A 17,513-nucleotide genomic window follows, 5' to 3' on the forward strand; every position below is an offset into this window, starting at 1 on the left:
GACAGCACACCCGCACTCCTGCCTTGCCGTCCAGCCCAGGACCCGAGCCATGCAAGGAGCAGCACCCAGATGTCGTACGGAAGCCCGCCCCCATCCCCGTACTCCTCCTGGCCCGGACGGCTGCCGAAGCCGTCCCGGCGGCATCAGCCCCCGCCTCCGCATGACCCCGAATACCTGCTCCCCTGGCAGAGTTCGGAGCCCTCACCGCCCCCGGAGCGGCCGGCCGCGCCCACCGCTCCCGCGCCCGTCCCGGGCCGCCACGGCGATCTGCGCCGGCTGCGCACCGCGTACCGGCTGCTGCGGCGCATCGCGACCCTGACCGCACTCGGCTACTTCGTCGCCTTCCTGCTGCTCTCCGGATTCGCCAAGGACCTGATGGACCGCCCCCTGTTCGGCGGTCTCAACATCGGCCTGGCGCTGGGGCTCTGTCAGCTCCCCGTGACACTGCTCGCCATCGTCCTGTACGAGCGGACCGCCCGGAGCACGGTCGATCCGCTCGCCGCCCGGCTCCGAAGAACAGGAGCGGCCCGGTGAACGGATTCGACGATTCTGCACAGTCGATGTCCCTGGTGGCCTTCCTGGCCGTGGCCAGCATCGCCCTGCTGCTCTGTGTGATGACCGGCCCGGACCGCGACGACCTCGACGAGTTCTACACCGGTTCCCGCACGCTCTCGCCCCTGCAGAACGGCCTCGCACTCGCGGGCGACTACCTCTCCGCGGCCACGGTTCTCGGCACCACCGGCATCATCGCCCTCACCGGCTACGACGGGATGATCCTCGCCCTGAGCATCACCCTCTCGCTCGTCCTGCTGATGTTCCTGCTGGCCGAACCGCTGCGCAACGCGGGCGGGTTCACCATGGGCGACCTGCTCGTACGCCGCGCCCCCGGCCGCGCGGTCCGTATCACCGCCTGCGCGGCCACCATCGCCGCGCTCGTTCCGATGATGGTCGTCCAGCTCGCGAGCAGCGGCGATCTGCTCTCCTTCATCCTGGGGTTCGACAGCTCCGGGTTCCGCACCGGCGCCATCATCGGGCTCGGCATCCTGATGATCGGTTACTCGGCGATCGGCGGCATGAAGGGCACCGCGCTGATCCAGATCGTGAAGACCGTGGTCCTCTTCGTCGCCGCGTTCACCATCTCCGTACTGATCATGAACCGCTTCGACTGGGACACCGGCGCCCTGCTCTCGGCCGCCCAGGCAGGCAGCGGCGCGGGGGCCGCGTATCTGCGCTCGGGGCTCCAGTTCGACGGCAGCGGACTCGACATGGTCAGCTCCGAACTGACCGTGGTGCTCGGCGCCGCCTGTCTGCCGCACGTCACCATGCGCATGACGAGCGCCCGCTCCACACAGGCCGTCCGCCGCTCACTGTCCTGGGCGGTCGCCGTGGTCGCCGGGCTCTGTCTGCTGCTCGTCGTGATCGGTTTCGGTACGGGGGCGCTCGTCGGCCACGACCGCATCACCGCCGCCGGAGCGTCCGGAAACAGCTCGATCCTGCAGGTCAGCGGGGTGGTCGCGGGCGGTGGACAGCTGGGCGCGCTGGTCGTCACAACGATGACGACGGCGATCTTCCTGACTCTGCTCGCCTCGGTCGCCGGAATGATCCTGGCCTGCGCCAACTCCCTCGCGCACGATCTCTTCGCCCACGGCCTGCACGGGGTGCGCGACCCGGACAGGAAGCCGCTGCCGGGACTGTCCGAAATGCGTACGGCACAGGCCTCGGCGGTCGTCGTCGGGCTGCTCGCCACCACACTCGCCGTCGTGGCCAGGCACTGGAACGTACAGGCGCTGGCGACGCTCTCGTTCTGTGTCGGTGCGTCGGCGCTGGCCCCGGCGCTCGTCTACAGCATGTTCTGGCGGCGCTTCACCCGTACCGGCCTGCTCAGCACCCTGATCGTCGGCACCGTCACCGTCATGGTGCTGATCACCGGCACCAATCTGGTCTCGGGCTCGCCCTCTTCGGTCTTCCCCGAATACGACTTCAACTGGTTCCCGTACACCACGACCGGGCTCGTCTCCATCCCGGCCGGTTTCCTGGCGGGATGGCTGGGAACGGTGCTCCCCCGTTACACGGCGGCCGAGGCCCGCCGCCGGTATGACGGGGAGGAGTCGCGAATCCTGGCGGGCGCCCCGCAGAAAACGGCGACCCGCCCCTGAAACACCCCCGTGCCCGAAGGCCCTGGCGGTCGGTCTCAGTCCTCCGTCGGGGCCCCCCGCCCGGTGAGCGCCGCGAGTGAGTTCCGTACGTGCGTCATGTGTGCCTGGACCTCCTCGCGGCCCTCCTCGTGCTCCCGCAGGATCCGCTCCGTCTCCCGGACCACCCGCTCCTCACGGACCCTGGCCGCCGCGATCAGCTCCGCACCCTGCGCCTCGGCGTCCTCCTGGCCGTGCCGTGCGGCCTCCTCGGTCTGAGCCAACGCCCGCCGTGCCTCGGCCAGGCGGGCCTCCGCCTGCTCGGTCAGCTCGTCGTGGTGCACGGCCTGCGCGGCATCGGCCTCCGACACTTCACGTTCGGCCGTCTTCCACCGCTCGGAGTGCTCCTGCTCCTGGTGCGCGACGACGCTCGCGGTACGGCGACGCGTCTCAGCCATCACGGACTCCGCCTGCTCCCGCACCTCCACGGCCTCCTTGCGGGCCTCGGCGACGGTCTCCTCTGCGGTGCCCCCGGCCGTGGCCAGCGTCTCGTCGGCGTGCTTCCCGGCCGCCGCCCGCATCGCCTCGGAGTCCGCGCGCGCCGACTCGCGGAGCCGGCGGCCCGCCTCGTCCGCCGCGTCCCGCAGCGCCTGCGCCGCTTCCTGGGCGGCGCCCCGTACGGCCCGGTCCTCGCTCTCGGCCAGCGCCAGGATCTGCCGGGCGCGCTCACCGAGCGATTCGTAGTTCTGCGGGGCCAGCTTGACGACGGCCTCGCTCAGCCGGACCGATTCGGCCGAAAGCTCCTCCACCAGCTCGGTCAGCCGGGACACCTGCTCCCACGCCACGTCCCGCTCGGCCGACAGCTCGGCCACGGTGCGGTCCACCTGCTCCGGACGGTAGCCACGTCCCCGTACGCCGACGAAGCCATGCGCGGGCACCGGTGCAGAACTCATCCTTGAAGCCTCTTTCCGACTCTCCGACCACCAGCAATATGTCAAGGATGCGGCAATCGGTACAGAAGTCGGAATCGTTTCGCTGCTTTCCGGACGGAAGCGATGGGCATCACAGACGGCAAAAAGCGCGGCGCCCGGCCCCCCTGTCGGGAGCCGGGCGCCGTCCGCAGAGGCTGCCGGGTCAGATCAGCCCGTCCCACATCTGCTCAAGGAGTACGGACCACCAGCTCTCCGGCGACGCCAGCGCCGCCGCGTCCAGCGCCACCAGCTGGGCCTGGAAGTCGACCGTCCAGCGGCCCGCCTGCTCCGGGTTGAGCCCGAAGCGCAGCCGCCACATCCGGCCGAGCAGCGCCATCGAGCGCTGGAACTCCGGCAGCCCCGTGTTCACGAACTGCGGCGCCACCGACTGCCCGCCGGGTCCTGCCTCGACCGGTACGGCCACGATGTTCGCCGTGCCGTACTGGACACAGATCGCCCGCCCGAAGTCGGACCCCATCACGAGGTACGACCCCGCGTCGGGTGCGGCCTGCACCTGCCGCTGTGCGGCCAGCTCGGCCAGCGTCGGCACCACCGGCTGGCCCGGCTGCGCCCAGAAGAACGGCCCGAAGTCGGCGGGCAGCCCCGCCCACACCAGCGTCCGTGCCACGGTCTCGGGCACACCCTGACGGGACACCGCGCGCTGGTCGAAGCGGAGGATGCCCTGCGGCCCGAAGGTCTGCAGCAGTTCCTCGGCGATGGCCTCCGACGGCACCGGCATCGCGGGCGGCATCTGCGGCAGCGGAGCCCGCACCGGCGCGGGACGGGCCGGCCCGTCCGCCACCTGATGCAGCTCACCCTGATGAGTGAGCAGATGCTGCATGCCCTGCTGGCGGCTGGCGTGATCGGTGCCGTACGGGGCGACGCTGGTGATCCGCACCTGCGGCCAGGTCTCGCGGATCATCCGCGCGCAGTAGCCACCGGGCAGCTCGCAGGACTCCAGCTCGGTGTGCAGCTCGATGACCTGCTGCGGCGGCACGTTCATGGCCCGCAGCTCGTGCAGCATCTGCCACTCGGGGTGCGGGGTGCCGGGCGCCGAGCGGCGGATCAGCTGCTGCTCGCTGCCGTCGGGCGCGCGGTAGCGCAGCACGGCCTGGTAGCCGGGGCCGATGGTCGGCTGACCGGTCGGCGCCTGCGGGTATCCGTACGCCGGGGGCGGCGGGGTGTGCTGATTCGGCGGTACGGGGCCAGGGGCGCCGCCCTGCGGCGTTCCCGGCGGGCCGGGAGGACCGGGCGGCTGCGGCGCGGACGGCCCGACCTGACCGGGGCCCGCGAGCATCGTCGCGGCATGGTGCACACCGCCACCGGGCGGCGGCGGCGTCGAACCGGGAGGCGGCATCGGCGCACCGGGCGGACCGGGAGGCGCGGGCGGCTGGGGTGCTCCGGGGCCGCCCATGCTCGGGTCGGCAAGCATCGTCGCCGCATGGTGCACACCGCCACCGAGCGGCGGCGGCGTCGAACCGGGAGGCGGCATCGGCGCACCGGGCGGACCGGGAGGCGCCGGCGGCTGCGGGGCTCCGGGGACTCCGGGCGGCCCCGGAGGCGCGGGCGGCTGCGGTGCACCCGGACCGCCCATGCTCGGGTCGGCAAGCATCGTCGCCGCATGGTGCACACCGCCACCGAGCGGCGGCGGCGTCGAACCAGGAGGCGGCATCGGCGCACCGGGCGGACCGGGAGGCGCCGGCGGCTGCGGGGCTCCGGGCGGGCCCAGCTGGGAGACGAGCTGCGTCGGCAGGTACCCGCCCGCCGGGGCACCGGGCGCACCTGGTCCCGAGGGCGGCGGCACGGGCGCACCCGGCCGGGCACCCGGGGTGCCGGGGGCACCGGGCGGCGGCGGGGTCGTAGAACCGGCCCCGCGCGAACCGCGCGCACCGCGCGGCGGCACCACGGCCTTACTGGTGGCCGCATCCGCGATGTCACCGGCCCCGGGGCCAGGAGCACTCGGTCCACCCGGCCCACCCGGAGCAGGTGCTCCGGGTGCGGGTGTGCCGATTCCCTGCTGGTCCAGGCCGGGGACGATCGCCGTCCGGGGCAGGCGGCTGCCACCGGACATCAGGGCGGTCGGCGCATCGGCCGGTACGACCGGCGGCGGGGTGCCGTCGTCGTCGGCGCCCGAGAGCGGCGGTGCGAACACCGTGGCCGGCAGGGGCACCGCACCGTCGTCGGAGCCCGCGTTGGTGTCGGTGCCGGCCCAGGGGGTGGCCCCGGCGGGCACGTTCGGCGGGGATGCCGGAACGCCGTCGTTGGCGGTGGGCTCGTACGCGACCGGCCCGCGAGCAGCGGGGGCGACGGGAGGCGGAGTGGCCGAAGGGACCGACGGGGCTGACGGGGCTGACGGGGCCGAAGGGACCGCGCCCGTGTCCCGGTCCGCCCGCCGGTCCGGGATGCCCAGCTTGTCGGCCGCTTCCTGGAGCCACTCCGGGGGGCTCAACAGGAAGGACGTCTGGTTCAGATCGATGCGCTGCGGCGGCTCCGGAGCGGCCGGTGCCGCATCAGGTGCGCCGTACTCCTCCTCGTACCGCCGGATCACCTCGCCCACCGGCAGTCCCGGCCACAGGGTGGCCTCACCGCTGTCCCTGGCGATCACCAGCCGCTGCCGGCCACCGTCCGAGACCGGACCCTCGGCGCGGTCCTCGCCCCACACCACGAAGCCCAGCTCGAACTCCCGTACCCGCACTTCGCGGTGCTGGTACGCGGGCACGTCGCCGTTGATCCACTCGTCCGCGCGCTCCTGCGCCTGAGCAAAGGTCACCATCGCGCTCACCCCTCCACCGGGACGGCCCGCGCGAAGCCGCCGTCCACCATCAGGTTCGCCACGGTCTCCAGCTCCGGCGGGTTGCCCGCCAGACGCTGCAGGAAGGCGTCGAAGTCGCCGCCGCACGGCAGCAGCAGCCGGTCCACCCGTTCCTGCACGTTCCATCCGTCCTGGTCCCGGGCGTCGTCGTACGCGCAGAACCAGACCGAGCCGACACCGTTGCCCCTCACCTTCACCGCGAGGATGCCGCCCTGGACGAAGCCGACGCCCAGGTAGTCCTTGGTGAGGTGGTCCCGCAGGCACTTGTTGACGTACACCAGGTCGTTCACGGCGGCCTCCTCGCGCACCGTGAAGAACGGCTGGTCGACCAGGAGACCGAGCTCCGCGTCGAGCGCCGCACCGACCGGGGCCGAGCCGCCCGCCGCCTTGAGGAACGAGCGGTAGGCACCGGGCAGCCGGTAGCCGAGGTCCTCCTCGACGCCCAGGATCTGCTGCTCGCTCACCGCGACGGCGCCCTTGGGCAGCCGGAAGTGCGCGGGCCGGGTCTCCTGCAGCGGGCGGGTGCCGCGCTTGTTCTGGTCGACCGCGGTGGCGGCGAGGCCGCCGTGGTGCCTGAGCAGCGCCTTGACCTCGACCGGGACCAGCTCCATGCGCCGGCCGCCGGGGGCGTGGTGCCAGGTCCAGCCGTGCGGGGTGGCGACCGCGGGGATCGTGTCCCACAGCTCGTGGCCGCTCGCCGCCAGCGCCGCGTTGGCCGAGACGTAGTCGGTGAGCCGCAGTTCGTCGACGCCGAAGCCCTGCGGGGGCTCGGCGATCTCGGCGGCGGCGCGAGCGTACGGCGCGAAGTCCGGGCTGCCGTTCTCGTCCATGCGCACACCTCTGGGGTGGCGGGACGCCCGGACCGGGTCCGGGAAATGCACGAGCTGCCCGGCGTAGGCCGCGTTCGGTGGCGCGGCTTGCTGCCCGAGCCGACCTGTCGTCATGGCGGTTGCCCCCTGCTGCGTCTGACTGGTGAGGACCGACCTGCCCAAGGGGGGCGGTCCGGGCACAGCCTATGCGGTGGCGCAAGAGCGGGTCTCGCCCGTACGCCACCCCTCTTCTCTTCCGTCACGAACCGTCACAGCGGCGTGACGGACAAGCGATGCTCCTGCCACCGCGGCGCGACACGGAGGCGCGTTTCCCCGCCCCAGCTTCCCCACCAGCCGGGACATTTGGCAGGCTGTCACCGCAACTCGGGGGCGTGCACATCGCGCAGCTACCGCTGCGGGCACGGGAGGGAAAAGCACCATGCACAGCGCACGAACAGTCACATCCGGGGATCCGCGCCTCAGCTGGAGCAGCACCGGGACCAGCCGCACACCCCGTCTGCACCACCGCCGCGACGGCATCCTGCCCGCGGTGGCCGCGGCGCTGTCCGTACGCGGTGAGACGCTCACCTGCACGGCGGGCAAGGGCGACCAGCCGCCCGTACTGCACCCGCTGGTCCAGGACTTCCTCGATACCCTCACCAGCGGCCAGCGCGAACGCTTCACCGGCCGCTGCCCCGAGGCGATACTGCTCTCCCGACAGCTCACCGCGGCGGAAGCCGGCCGTTCCAAGCGGGCCCAGCGCAAGCCGCTGACCAACGGCGAGGCCCGCCGCGCCCTGAAGCACTCGCGGCTCACCGCACGGCGCATCCGTGAGGACGGCGACCCGTTGCACGGCAGTTACGCGCCGCCGTGCCGCTCCTGTACGGCGATGCTCGCCCACTTCGGCGTACGTCCCGTCGACCTCACGACCACCGGGGCGGCGACCACCGCCGAGAAGGGCTGACCGCGCGCCGATGCACGACCGAACCGACCTACCCGAACAGGCGGGCCCCGCGGACCGCGACCGCCATGCCTCGACCCGCTTCCCCGTCGACATCGACGCCGCCCTGCGCGCCGCGGGCTGGCAGCCCGGCCGCTGGGACATCCGGCAGGCCGAGGAGTGGGCCGACGCCCTGCGCTCGCACGCGTCGCCCGCCGGTCATCAGCACGCGGTCTTCCCGGCGGCCGTGGAGGCGTGGGCGGAGTTCGGCGGACTGCACATCACGGCGTCCGCGCCGGGCCGGCAGATCGCACCGGCCTCGGTGCGCATCGACCCGCTGAGCGGGCTGCATCTCGCCCGCACGCTCGGCGACCTCGGCCGGGCGCTGGAGACCGAGGTCAGCCCGCTGGGCGAGGAGGGGGACGGGCAGGCGGTCCTCGCGATCGACACGGCGGGACGGGTGTACAGCATCGATCACACCGGGGACTGGTACCTCGGCCCGGACATCGACCAGGCGCTGGCGACGCTGGTCGGCGGCATCCAGCCGGAGCGGCTGATCTCGGGCTGAGCCCGCCTCCCCCATCCGTCCGGTCGACCGGTCTCCACCGCAGCGGTTCCGTCCTCAAACGCCGGACGGGCCGGGGCTGTCCGCCCGGCACGATCGGGCCCGGCCGTGCCCGGTGACCATTTTGTCCTCGACCGCCGGACGGGCTCGATGCTCAAGCCCGTCCGGCGATCGAGGACAAAACCGTTGCCCACGGGGCCGGCACACATCGCGGGCCGGGCCGCAAAATCAGGCCGCCCCCCGGTCCGGCAGCACCGCCGACACCCGGAAGCCCCCCGCATCCGTCGGCCCGGAGACGAAGACTCCGCCGAGTCCCAGCACCCGCTCCCGCATGCCGACGAGCCCGTTGCCCCCGCTCGGCAGCCCCGCGTCCGCCGTGGTGGCGTCCGACGGGCCGTTCTCCACCTGCATCGCGACTTCCGAGCCCCGGTGCGCGAGCCGCACCCACGCCTTCGCACCCGCCGCGTGCTTGTGCACGTTCGTCAGGGCCTCCTGCACCACCCGGTACGCGGTCTGCTCGACCTCGGGGGCGTACGGGCGGGCCTCGCCGTCCACCGAGAGTTCCACGGTCATGCCGGCCGCCCTGGACTCCCCGACCAGGGTCTCCACCTCGTGCAGCCGGGGCCCGTCCTCCGTGGCGGCGGCCGCCGCGGCTGCCGCCGCCCGGCCGACCGAGGCGAGCGGCACCTTCGCGGACCGGGGCGCCATGACCTCCCCGCTCCGCAGCACGCCGAGCATCTCGCGGAGCTCGGTCAGCGCCTGGCGGCCCATGTCGCCGACCAGGGCGGCGTTCCGTACCGCTTTCGCCGGGTCCTTCGGCGCGACGGCCTGGAGCGCGGCGGCGTGCACGACCATCAGGCTGACCCGGTGGGCGACCACGTCATGCATCTCGCGGGCGATCCGGTGGCGCTCCTCCGTACGTGCCCACTCGGCCCGTTCCTCGGCCCGGTCGGCGAGCAGCGACAGCTCCCGCTCCAGCGAGTCCGCCCGCTCCCGCAGGCTCTCCATCAGCCGCCGCCGGGCCCCTATGTAGAGGCCGAACAGCACGGGCGGTGCGGTGAGCCCGAGCGACATGAAGAGGGAGAGCAGCGGTACGTACCAGTCGTCGCGGCCGAAGTCGGTCTGCTGGGAGACGCTCTGCTGCAGCCGTACGTACGTGACGATGAACGTCCCCATGAAGGACATCCCCATCAGCACCGCGGTGATTCTTCGCGGTACGTCGGAGGCGGCCAGCGTGTAGAGGCCGACCAAGCCCATCAGGAAGCCCATCTCGGCGGGCGTCGTCGCGATCGACACCAGCACCACGGCGATCGGCCGGCGCCGCCGCACCACCAGTACGGCCCCCGCGAGCAGCCCGAACACGACGCCGACCGGCACCGGCAGCCCGGTGTCCCCGGCGAACTCCACCCCTTCCAGTGCGCATTCCAGCGCCGACAGGAGCGCGAGCCCCACGTCCAGGGCGACACTGCGCCGCCGTTCCCACCACCAATAGTCGCGGGTGGTCGCACCCGCGGCTTCCCGGTATGCCCCCGTTGCGGTCATGCCGTCCAGCCTACGGGCGGGCGCACCTCATTTTCGGGCGACCTGGACAGCACGCACGGATCGGGGCACCGTGACCCGTCGCGTCCGGGGCCGGTGGTACGGCATAGTGTTGTCTGCCCGGTCGACGACCTGACGGTATGTCCAGTCGATCGGCTTTGCTGTCCCCTGTGGTGTAACGGCAGCACAGTGGCTTTTGGTGCCATTTGTCCGGGTTCGAATCCTGGCAGGGGAGCTTCTGCGAGCGGGCCCCGACCAGTGCGGTCGGGGCCCGCGCCCATGTCGGTCCAGAGGTGCCCCGGTATCCTTCGGGTGTCCACCACCCGAAGCCGAAGGGCATTTCCGTGAGCTCCGAACGCCCGGCAGCCGTCGTAGTCCTCGCAGCGGGTGAGGGCACCCGCATGAAGTCGAAGACCCCCAAGGTTCTGCACGAGATCTCCGGGCGCTCGCTCGTCGGACATGTCGTCGCCGCCTCCCGCGAACTGGAACCAGAGCACCTCGTCGTGGTCGTCGGCCACGAGAGCGAGCAGGTCAGCGCGCATCTCACCGCTGTCGACGACCGCCTGCGGACCGCCTACCAGGCCCAGCAGAAGGGCACCGGAAACGCGGTGCGCGTCGGTCTCGACGAGCTCGGCGGGACCGTCGAGGGCACCGTGATCGTCGTCTGCGGCGACACCCCGCTGCTCTCCGGCGAGACGCTCACCGCGCTCGCCGCCACCCACACGGCCGACTCCAACGCCGTCACCGTGCTGACCGCCGAGGTCCCGGACTCCACCGGCTACGGCCGGATCGTCCGCGACCCGGCCGACGGAGCGGTCACCGAGATCGTCGAGCACAAGGACGCCACCGACGCCCAGCGTGCGATCCGGGAGATCAACTCCGGGGTCTTCGCCTTCGACGGCCGGCTGCTCACGGACGCCCTCGGCAAGGTCCGTACCGACAACAGCCAGGGCGAGGAGTACCTCACCGATGTGCTCTCCATCCTGCGCGAGGCCGGACACCGGGTCGGCGCCTGCGTCGCCGACGACCACCGCGAGATCCTCGGCATCAACAACCGGGTCCAGCTGGCCGAGGCCCGGCGCCTGTTGAACCAGCGGCTGCTGGAGCGGGCCATGCTCGCCGGTGTGACCGTCGTGGACCCGGCGTCCACGCTGATCGACGCCACCGTCACCTACGAGCGGGACGCGATCGTGCACCCGGGCACCCAGCTGCTCGGCACCACGCACCTCGCCGAGGACGCCGAGGTCGGCCCCAACACCCGGCTCACGGACACCGTCGTGCGCGCGGGCGCACGCGTGGACAACACGGTCGCGGACCTGGCCGAGGTCGGCGAGGGCGCGACGGTCGGCCCGTTCGCCTATCTGCGGCCCGGCACCAAGCTCGGCCCGAAGGCCAAGGCCGGTACGTACGTGGAGATGAAGAACGCCACGATCGGCGAGGGCACCAAGGTCCCGCACCTGAGCTACGTCGGCGACGCGACGATCGGCGATCACACCAACATCGGTGCCGCCAGCGTCTTCGTGAACTACGACGGTGTGGCCAAGCACCACACGACGATCGGCTCACACTGCCGTACCGGCTCGGACAATATGTTTGTGGCGCCCGTCACGGTCGGGGACGGCGTCTACACCGCGGCCGGCTCGGTCATCACCAAGGACGTACCGCCCGGTTCGCTCGCCGTCGCCCGCGGCCAGCAAAGGAATATCGAGGGCTGGGTGGCCCGCAAGCGTCCGGGAAGTGCCGCCGCACAGGCAGCTCAGGCCGCCACCTCGGAGCACGACGGCGAAAGCTGACCGGAAACGGGTACGCCGCGCACGGCGTACCGTGATAGATGCTCACCCCATTTCGGCTGGCTCGTTGCACATCGGGACACATGCGTGCAGCGCCAGGAACACGTCTGAGGAGACTGTGCTGTGACCGGGATCAAGACGACCGGCGAGAAGAAACTGATGTTCTTCTCCGGCCGCGCCCACCCCGAGCTGGCCGAGGAGGTTGCACACCAACTGGGTGTCGGCCTCGTGCCGACGAAGGCCTTCGATTTCGCCAACGGTGAGATCTACGTCCGCTTCCAGGAGTCCGCCCGCGGCGCCGACTGCTTCCTGATCCAGAGCCACACCGCTCCGATCAACAAGTGGATCATGGAGCAGCTCATCATGCTGGACGCGCTGAAGCGCGCCTCGGCCCGCTCCATCACGGTGATCGTGCCGTTCTACGGCTACGCCCGCCAGGACAAGAAGCACCGCGGTCGCGAGCCGATCTCGGCCCGTCTGGTCGCCGACCTGATGAAGACGGCGGGTGCCGACCGCATCCTCACCGTCGACCTGCACACCGACCAGATCCAGGGCTTCTTCGACGGCCCGGTCGACCACCTCTTCGCGCTGCCGATCCTGGCCGACTACGTCGGTGCCAAGGTCGACCGCTCGAAGCTGACGATCGTCTCCCCGGACGCCGGCCGCGTGCGCGTCGCCGACCGCTGGTGCGACCGCCTGGACGCCCCCCTCGCCATCGTCCACAAGCGCCGTGACAAGGACGTCGCCAACCAGGTGACCGTCCACGAGGTCGTCGGCAACGTCAAGGGCCGGGTCTGTGTCCTGGTCGACGACATGATCGACACCGGCGGCACCATCTGCGCCGCCGCCGACGCCCTGTTCGCGCACGGCGCCGAGGACGTCATAGTGACGGCCACGCACGGTGTGCTCTCCGGTCCGGCCGCGGACCGTCTGAAGAACTCCAAGGTCAGCGAGTTCGTCTTCACGGACACCCTGCCGACCCCGGGCGAGCTGGAGCTCGACAAGATCACGGTGCTCTCGATCGCCCCGACGATCGCCCGCGCGGTGCGCGAGGTCTTCGAGGACGGCTCGGTCACCAGCCTCTTCGAAGAGCAGTAAGCAGAGCAGTAAGCAGCACCGCCCAGAAGATCCACTTTGGGTGCGGCCTCCCCGCCGGGTAGACTCAGCGAGTTGCTCGGCGAGGGAGGCCGTACTCATATGTACGGCGGTCCGTTATCGACGCGCTCTTCGTAGCAGGCCTGTCGTGGGCCGGGTGACCATCCAGTTTTCGTCATCCCACGAGGAGTGCAGTCATGGCCGAGATCAAGCTCGCCGCCCAGCCCCGCACCGAGTTCGGCAAGGGCGCCGCCCGCCGCGCCCGTCGTGACAACCAGGTCCCCGCGGTCGTCTACGGCCACGGCGCCGAGCCGGTCCACGTCACCCTGCCGGCCCACGAGCTGCTCCTTGCGCTCCGCACCGCCAACGTCCTGATCGGTCTGGAGCTCGACGGCAAGGACGCCCTGGTCATCCCCAAGGCCGTGCAGCGCAACCCGCTCAAGGGCAGCATCGAGCACGTCGACCTGCTGACCGTCAAGCGCGGCGAGAAGGTCAACGTCGAGATCGCCGTGCACGTCGAGGGCGAGCTGGCCCCGGGCGGCAACCTCCTTGAGTACGTGCAGAACACCCTGCTCGTCGAGGCCGAGGCCACCCACATCCCCGAGTCCGTCACGGTCTCCATCGCGGGCCTGGACGCCGGCGACTCGATCCTCGCCAAGGACGTCCCGCTGCCCAAGGGCTCCGTGCTGGCCGGTGACGAGGAAGCCGTCGTGCTCCAGGTCGTCGCCGCGCAGGCCGAGGAGCCGACCGCCGAGGCCGCCGAGGCCGCGGGCACCGAGGCCTGAGCCTCGCCTCCCTGCTTCACTGACGGGGCGGCGGTTCCTTTTTCGAGGGCCCGCCGCCCCGTTTCCCTGTAACCGGGCCATCCGGAACCATCCGTACGCGAGGAGACCGAGCGCAGATGTCCGACGCCACCGAACCCTGGCTCATCGTGGGCCTCGGCAACCCCGGTCCCGAGTACGCGGCGAACCGGCACAACGTCGGCTTCATGGTCGCCGACCTCCTGGCCGAGCGGATCGGCGGGAAGTTCAAGCGGGCGCAGAAGGCCCAGGCGCAGGTCGTCGAGGGCCGCATGGGCCCGCCCGGACCGGAGAACCGCCGGGTGATCCTGGCCAAGCCGATGTCGTACATGAACCTCTCCGGCGGCCCCGTCACCGCGCTGCGCGACTTCTACAAGGTGCCGACCGACCACATCGTGGCGATCCACGACGAGCTGGACATCGACTACGGGACGCTCCGGCTGAAGCTGGGCGGCGGCGACAACGGGCACAACGGGCTCAAGTCGATGACCAAGTCGATGGGCGCCGACTACCACCGGATCCGGTTCGGGATCGGACGGCCACCGGGCCGGATGCAGGTCGCGGACTTCGTGCTGAAGGACTTCTCGTCCACCGAGCGCAAGGAGCTCGCCTACCTCGTGGACCGGGCCGCCGACTCGGTGGAGTGCCTGCTCGCGGAGGGTCTGGAGCGCGCGCAGAGCGCGTACAACTCCTGACTTCCACAACATTCGCAGCGCGCACAACTCTGACATTCCCGCCGGTACCCCGGCGATTTTCGGCCACAAGTTGACCAGGGGCGCCGCTCTGCCCAAAGATCGCTCCCCATGAAGCGGAGCTCCTCCCACCGCGCCCTGGTCTACGCCCGCAGCGCCGCCATGGGCTGTGTCGTCCTGCTGCTGCTCGTCGCGGGCGTGCTCTCCTCCTGGAGTTCGGCGCACCACATCGTTCTGGCCAAGGGCCGCGAGCACGGCACCATGACGGTCACGGGCTGCGGCGCCGATGTCTGCACCGGACCTTTCGCGCCGTCCGGGCAGGCCGCCGCGCGCCCCCGGGTGACGATCGAGAAGTCCGTCGCGGCGCGGCGGGGCGACAGCTTCCCCGTCGTCGTGAAGCCCGGCACGGACGATGTCGTACGCACCGGACCACCCGGCTTCCTGCATGCCTGGGTGCCACTAGGCGGTGCGCTGTTGCTGGCCGCCCTGGTGATCGGCGGCGGTCTGCGGCTGCCCCGGATCGCCTGGGGCACCGGAATCGCGGGCGCGACCCTGCTGGTGGCGACGTTCATCGCCCTCTGAGCAGGGCCGCACCCGCGCCCCGGCGGCTCAGCCGGTGTTGCGCAGACCCGCGGCCACACCGTTCACGGTGAGCAGCAGGGCCCTGGCGAGCAGCGGGTCCGCTTCCTCGCCGCGTGCCGCCGCCTCGCGCTGGCGGGCCAGCAGCGAGACCTGGAGATAGGAGATCGGGTCCAGGTAGGCGTCCCGGATGGCGAAGGTCTGCTGGAGCACCGGGCTGGTGCCGAGCAGCTCGGTCCCGCCGGTGACCCTCAGGACCTCCTGGACAGTGAGTGCGTGCTCGGCCTCGATGTCGGCGAAGACATGCTTCAGCTCGTCCGGGACGAGCGTGTCGACATAGTGGCGGGCAATCCGCAGATCGGTCTTGGCGAGCGTCATCTCCACGTTCGAGATGAAGTTCCGGAAGAAGTGCCACTGCTCGTGCATCTCGTCCAGAACGGTGTCCGGACCGGCCTCGCGCAGCGCCTTGAGCCCGGAGCCGACGCCGTACCAGCCGGGCACGATCTGCCGTGACTGGGTCCAGCCGAAGACCCACGGGATGGCCCGCAGTCCGTCCAGACCGGCGCCGGAGTCCGGGCGGCGCGACGGACGCGATCCGAGGTGGAGCTCGGCGAGCTGGTCGACCGGGGTGGCCGCGAAGAAGTACGCGGGCAGGTCCGGGTCCTCGACAAGCTTGCGGTACGCGTCGTGCGCGGCGTCGGAGACGGTGTCCATCGCCGCGTCCCAGCGTGCGAGGGCCTCGTCGGACTGGCGGGGTGCGGTGTGCAGCGCGGAGGCCTGGAGGGTGGCCGCGACGGTCAGCTCCAGGTTCTCCCTGGCGAGCGCCGGGATGAGGTACTTGTCGGAGATGACCTCGCCCTGCTCGGTCACCTTGATCTCGCCTTCGAGGGTGCCCCACGGCTGCGCGAGGATCGCGTCGTGCGAGGGACCGCCGCCGCGGCCGACGGTGCCGCCGCGGCCGTGGAAGAGCCGCAGCCGTACGCCGTAGCGGTGCGCGACGTCACGCAGCCGGCGCTGCGCCCGGTGGATCTCCCACTGCGAGGTGGTGATGCCGCCGAACTTGGAGGAGTCGGAGTACCCGAGCATGACCTCCTGCACATCGCCGCGCAGGGAGACGAGACGGCGGTACGACGGGTCGGCGAGCATCTCGTCGAGGATGACGTCGGCGGCGCGCAGCTCGTCGGTGGTCTCCAGGAGCGGCACGATGCCGATCTTGGCCCAGCCGCCGTGCAGGTCGAGCAGTCCGGCCTCACGGGCGAGGACGGCGGCGGCGAAGACGTCGTCGGCGCCCTGGCACATCGAGATGATGTAGGACTCGATGACCTCGGGGCCGAAGCGCTCGAAGGCTTCCTTGACGGTGTGGAAGACGCCGAGGGTCTTCTCGCCCGCGGCGTCCAGCGGGGCCGGGGTCGGGGCGAGCGGGCGGCGCGAGCGGAGCTCCTTGGCGAGGAGCTTCTGCCGGTAGTCGCGCGGCATGTCGGCGTAGCGCCAGGATTCCTCGCCGAGCCGGTCGAAGAGCTGGCCCAGCGCGTGGTGGTGGGCGTCGGCGTGCTCGCGTACGTCCATGGTGGCGAGCTGGAGACCGAACGCGGAGAGCGTGCGGATCGTGCGGTCCATCCGCCCGTCGGCGAACAGTCCGCCGCGGTGCTCGCGCAGCGAGGTCTGGATGAGTTCCAGGTCGGCGATGAGCTCGGCGGTGCCGAGGTAGTCGCAGCCGGGGCGGTGCGGGGTCCCGCTGGCGAGGCGCTCGCGGGTGTTGACGAGCTTCTGCCGGATGCAGGTGGCCTTGAGGCGGTACGGCTCCTCGGCGTTCAGCCGCTTGTAGCGCGGGCTGATCTCGGGGAGGTGTTCCAGGTCGGCCTGGAGCGAGATCAGCAGCTCGTCGGTGGCGCCCGTGTAGCGGATGGAGTTGGAGAGCTGTCCGCGCAGGTGGTCGACGAGCTCCAGCGCGTCGGTGATGCCGTGCTCGTGCTGGAGGATCAGCACTTCCCGGGTGACGTCGGGCGTCACGTTGGGGTTGCCGTCGCGGTCGCCGCCGATCCACGTACCGAAGGTGAGGGGGCGGGTGCCCGCGGGCAGCTCGACGCCGACCCGCTCCAGCTCGGCCGCCAGGTCTTCCAGTACGTCTCCGACGGCGCCCGTGTGCAGCTCGTCGAGGTAGTAGATGGCGTTACGGGCCTCGTCGGCCGGTTCGGGCCGGACCACGCGCAGCTCGTCGGTCTGCCAGATGAGGTCGATGTTCTCGGCGAGCCGCAGGTCCTGGCGGCGCCGGTCGGCGTCGATGACGGGCGTGTCCAGCAGCTCGGCGATGCGGCGGAGCTTGTTCAGCACGGAGCGCCGCGCGGCCTCGGTCGGGTGCGCGGTGAAGACGGGCCGTACGTTGAGGTTCTTGACGGTCTCGCGCAGGTGGACCGGGTCCGCGTCCTTCAGCCGGTCGGCGGTACGGGCGAGGAGACCGCCCTCGGCGGCTCGCCGGTCACGCATCTCGTGGGCGCGGTGGACCTGCTCGGTGACGTTGGCGAGGTGGAAGTAGGTGGAGAAGGCGCGCACGAGCTGCGCGGCGGTCTCCAGGTCCGTTTCGCCGAGGAGTTCGGCCGCGGCCTCGCCGTCGGTACGGGTCAGGGCGCGGACCCGCTCGACGAGGTCGAGGAGTTCCTGGCCCTCCTGGCGTACGAGGGTCTCGCCCAGCAGATCGCCGAGGCGGCGGATGTCGGCGCGCAGCTCGGGGCTGGCGGCGGGGGTCTGGTCGGCACTGCTCACAGTGTGCGGCTCCTTGCAGTGAATGAGAA

The 17,513-nt window shown here is 71.6% G+C and carries 14 protein-coding genes and 1 tRNA gene; 10 read left to right on the plus strand and 5 right to left on the minus strand.

Features of this window, described 5'->3' with window-relative positions:
* Positions 1-69 precede the first annotated feature (69 nt).
* Positions 70-534 (plus strand): DUF485 domain-containing protein, encoded by a 465-nt coding sequence (locus tag ACGFU7_RS28225; protein ID WP_393699325.1) that lies wholly within the window; start codon positions 70-72, stop codon positions 532-534.
* A gap of 26 nt (positions 535-560) precedes the next feature.
* A complete protein-coding gene (locus tag ACGFU7_RS28230; protein ID WP_393699380.1) occupies positions 561-2,156 on the plus strand; it encodes a cation acetate symporter in 1,596 nt (531 codons plus the stop codon).
* Between the two features lie 35 nt (positions 2,157-2,191).
* On the opposite strand, the gene ACGFU7_RS28235 is transcribed toward ACGFU7_RS28230, so the two are convergent.
* The 3 genes from ACGFU7_RS28235 to ACGFU7_RS28245 form a co-directional block, all read right to left on the minus strand.
* Positions 2,192-3,085, minus strand: a complete 894-nt coding sequence (locus tag ACGFU7_RS28235; protein ID WP_393699327.1) for a cellulose-binding protein — start codon at positions 3,083-3,085, stop codon at positions 2,192-2,194.
* Between the two features lie 181 nt (positions 3,086-3,266).
* Complete coding sequence (locus ACGFU7_RS28240; RefSeq protein ID WP_393699329.1) at positions 3,267-5,876, minus strand: SUKH-4 family immunity protein; 2,610 nt, start codon at positions 5,874-5,876, stop codon at positions 3,267-3,269.
* A gap of 5 nt (positions 5,877-5,881) precedes the next feature.
* Complete coding sequence (locus tag ACGFU7_RS28245; protein ID WP_393699330.1) at positions 5,882-6,859, minus strand: SMI1/KNR4 family protein; 978 nt, start codon at positions 6,857-6,859, stop codon at positions 5,882-5,884.
* Between the two features lie 304 nt (positions 6,860-7,163).
* On the opposite strand from ACGFU7_RS28245, the gene ACGFU7_RS28250 reads away from it, so the two are divergent.
* Together ACGFU7_RS28250 and ACGFU7_RS28255 are read left to right on the plus strand one after the other, a co-directional pair.
* Positions 7,164-7,688: a YwqJ-related putative deaminase gene (locus ACGFU7_RS28250; protein WP_393699332.1), complete on the plus strand. Its 525-nt coding sequence runs from the start codon at positions 7,164-7,166 to the stop codon at positions 7,686-7,688.
* A 10-nt stretch (positions 7,689-7,698) separates the two neighbouring features.
* Positions 7,699-8,232 (plus strand): SUKH-3 domain-containing protein, encoded by a 534-nt coding sequence (locus tag ACGFU7_RS28255; protein WP_393699334.1) that lies wholly within the window; start codon positions 7,699-7,701, stop codon positions 8,230-8,232.
* 225 nt (positions 8,233-8,457) lie between these two features.
* On the opposite strand, the gene ACGFU7_RS28260 is transcribed toward ACGFU7_RS28255, so the two are convergent.
* The gene (locus ACGFU7_RS28260; protein WP_393699336.1) at positions 8,458-9,771 is read right to left on the minus strand and encodes a sensor histidine kinase; all 1,314 of its coding nucleotides are present in this window, start codon (positions 9,769-9,771) and stop codon (positions 8,458-8,460) included.
* Between the two features lie 161 nt (positions 9,772-9,932).
* Between ACGFU7_RS28260 and ACGFU7_RS28265 the strand changes: the two genes are divergently transcribed.
* The 6 genes from ACGFU7_RS28265 (at position 9,933) to ACGFU7_RS28290 (ending at position 14,727) form a co-directional block, all read left to right on the plus strand.
* Positions 9,933-10,003: transfer RNA gene (locus ACGFU7_RS28265), tRNA-Gln, on the plus strand.
* Between the two features lie 109 nt (positions 10,004-10,112).
* Positions 10,113-11,561: a bifunctional UDP-N-acetylglucosamine diphosphorylase/glucosamine-1-phosphate N-acetyltransferase GlmU gene (gene glmU / locus ACGFU7_RS28270; RefSeq protein WP_393699337.1), complete on the plus strand. Its 1,449-nt coding sequence runs from the start codon at positions 10,113-10,115 to the stop codon at positions 11,559-11,561.
* A gap of 120 nt (positions 11,562-11,681) precedes the next feature.
* Positions 11,682-12,656, plus strand: a complete 975-nt coding sequence (locus tag ACGFU7_RS28275; RefSeq protein ID WP_267004755.1) for a ribose-phosphate diphosphokinase — start codon at positions 11,682-11,684, stop codon at positions 12,654-12,656.
* A gap of 194 nt (positions 12,657-12,850) precedes the next feature.
* Positions 12,851-13,438, plus strand: a complete 588-nt coding sequence (locus tag ACGFU7_RS28280) for a 50S ribosomal protein L25/general stress protein Ctc (protein WP_393699339.1) — start codon at positions 12,851-12,853, stop codon at positions 13,436-13,438.
* A 116-nt stretch (positions 13,439-13,554) separates the two neighbouring features.
* Positions 13,555-14,148 (plus strand): aminoacyl-tRNA hydrolase, encoded by a 594-nt coding sequence (gene pth / locus ACGFU7_RS28285; RefSeq protein WP_327367879.1) that lies wholly within the window; start codon positions 13,555-13,557, stop codon positions 14,146-14,148.
* Between the two features lie 108 nt (positions 14,149-14,256).
* Positions 14,257-14,727, plus strand: a complete 471-nt coding sequence (locus tag ACGFU7_RS28290; RefSeq protein ID WP_393699341.1) for a hypothetical protein — start codon at positions 14,257-14,259, stop codon at positions 14,725-14,727.
* A 27-nt stretch (positions 14,728-14,754) separates the two neighbouring features.
* On the opposite strand, the gene ppc is transcribed toward ACGFU7_RS28290, so the two are convergent.
* The gene (gene ppc / locus ACGFU7_RS28295) at positions 14,755-17,484 is read right to left on the minus strand and encodes a phosphoenolpyruvate carboxylase (RefSeq protein WP_393699343.1); all 2,730 of its coding nucleotides are present in this window, start codon (positions 17,482-17,484) and stop codon (positions 14,755-14,757) included.
* Positions 17,485-17,513 lie beyond the last annotated feature (29 nt).

Source organism: Streptomyces sp. NPDC048473 (assembly GCF_043200155.1).
GTDB lineage: Bacteria > Actinomycetota > Actinomycetes > Streptomycetales > Streptomycetaceae > Streptomyces.

Excerpts from the sequence above, each read along its gene's own strand:
- ACGFU7_RS28225 (WP_393699325.1), top strand. The coding sequence starts at position 70 with ATGTCGTACGGAAGCCCGCCCCCATCCCCGTACTCCTCCTGGCCCGGA.
- ACGFU7_RS28230 (WP_393699380.1), top strand. The coding sequence starts at position 561 with ATGTCCCTGGTGGCCTTCCTGGCCGTGGCCAGCATCGCCCTGCTGCTC.
- ACGFU7_RS28235 (WP_393699327.1), bottom strand. The coding sequence starts at position 3,085 with ATGAGTTCTGCACCGGTGCCCGCGCATGGCTTCGTCGGCGTACGGGGA.
- ACGFU7_RS28240 (WP_393699329.1), bottom strand. The coding sequence starts at position 5,876 with ATGGTGACCTTTGCTCAGGCGCAGGAGCGCGCGGACGAGTGGATCAAC.
- ACGFU7_RS28245 (WP_393699330.1), bottom strand. The coding sequence starts at position 6,859 with ATGACGACAGGTCGGCTCGGGCAGCAAGCCGCGCCACCGAACGCGGCC.
- ACGFU7_RS28250 (WP_393699332.1), top strand. The coding sequence starts at position 7,164 with ATGCACAGCGCACGAACAGTCACATCCGGGGATCCGCGCCTCAGCTGG.
- ACGFU7_RS28255 (WP_393699334.1), top strand. The coding sequence starts at position 7,699 with ATGCACGACCGAACCGACCTACCCGAACAGGCGGGCCCCGCGGACCGC.
- ACGFU7_RS28260 (WP_393699336.1), bottom strand. The coding sequence starts at position 9,771 with ATGACCGCAACGGGGGCATACCGGGAAGCCGCGGGTGCGACCACCCGC.
- ACGFU7_RS28280 (WP_393699339.1), top strand. The coding sequence starts at position 12,851 with ATGGCCGAGATCAAGCTCGCCGCCCAGCCCCGCACCGAGTTCGGCAAG.
- pth (WP_327367879.1), top strand. The coding sequence starts at position 13,555 with ATGTCCGACGCCACCGAACCCTGGCTCATCGTGGGCCTCGGCAACCCC.
- ACGFU7_RS28290 (WP_393699341.1), top strand. The coding sequence starts at position 14,257 with ATGAAGCGGAGCTCCTCCCACCGCGCCCTGGTCTACGCCCGCAGCGCC.